Origin of the sequence: Burkholderia sp. Ac-20379 (assembly GCF_017104645.1) — a bacterium.
In the GTDB taxonomy this organism is placed as follows: domain Bacteria; phylum Pseudomonadota; class Gammaproteobacteria; order Burkholderiales; family Burkholderiaceae; genus Burkholderia.
Map to the genome: position 1 here is coordinate 1 of NZ_JAAGPF010000769.1, position 807 is coordinate 807.

At 74.1% G+C, this 807-nt stretch carries 1 protein-coding gene; it reads left to right on the forward strand.

Annotation, left to right across the window (positions count from 1 at the left end; all coding sequences use genetic code 11):
• Positions 1-66: 66 nt before the first annotated feature.
• A partial coding sequence (locus G3N92_RS34505; RefSeq protein WP_339385903.1) for an aldehyde dehydrogenase family protein occupies positions 67-807 on the forward strand: 741 nt, incomplete at its 3' end.

An 807-nucleotide genomic window follows, 5' to 3' on the forward strand; every position in this document is an offset into this window, starting at 1 on the left:
AACGCTGTCCTCCGCTCCGTCGCGGTGCGGCTCGCCACCGCGCAAACCACGCCCGGGGCGGGCCGCTTGAACGCCGACCCCGAGCGCACCGCGTTCCAGTTGCGCGGCTTCGCCGACCTTCTCGACAACGGCTGCGCCGCGCGCGTGATCGACGATCCGCCGGTGGCCGGCGCGCCGCCCGCCGGCCGCCCGCATCTGGTGCGCGTGCTCGCGCCGCTCGGGCCGGTGGCGATGTTCTCGGCCAGCAATTTCCCGTTCGCGTTCTCGGTGCTCGGCGGCGATACCGCCTCGGCGCTGGCCGCTGGCTGCGCCGTGATCGTCAAGCCGCATTCGGGCCATCCGAAGCTGTCGCAACGCGTGCACGAACTGGCGCAGGGCGTGCTGCGCGAGCAGGGCCTGCCGGAGGCCGTGATCGGCTTCACCGGCCAGGCCTCGCGCGACGCGGCCACGCGCCTCGTGTCGCATCCGGCGATCGCCGCGGTGGCGTTCACCGGCTCGTATCAAGGCGGCGTCGCGCTCTGGCGCGCGGCCAACGCGCGCCCCCGGCCGATCCCGTTCTACGGCGAACTCGGCTCGATCAACCCGCTGGTGGTGACGCCCGCCGCGCTGGCCGACGGCGTGGACGGCCCGGCCGCCACGCTGGCCGGCTCGATCACGGTGGGCTGCGGCCAGTTCTGCACCAGCCCCGGCGTGATCGTGGTGGCCGACGACGCGAACGGCGACCGCTTCGTGGCCGCGCTCGCGCAGGCGCTCGCCGCGCAAAAACCGCATGCGATGCTGACCGATGCGATGCGTCACGGCTTCGAG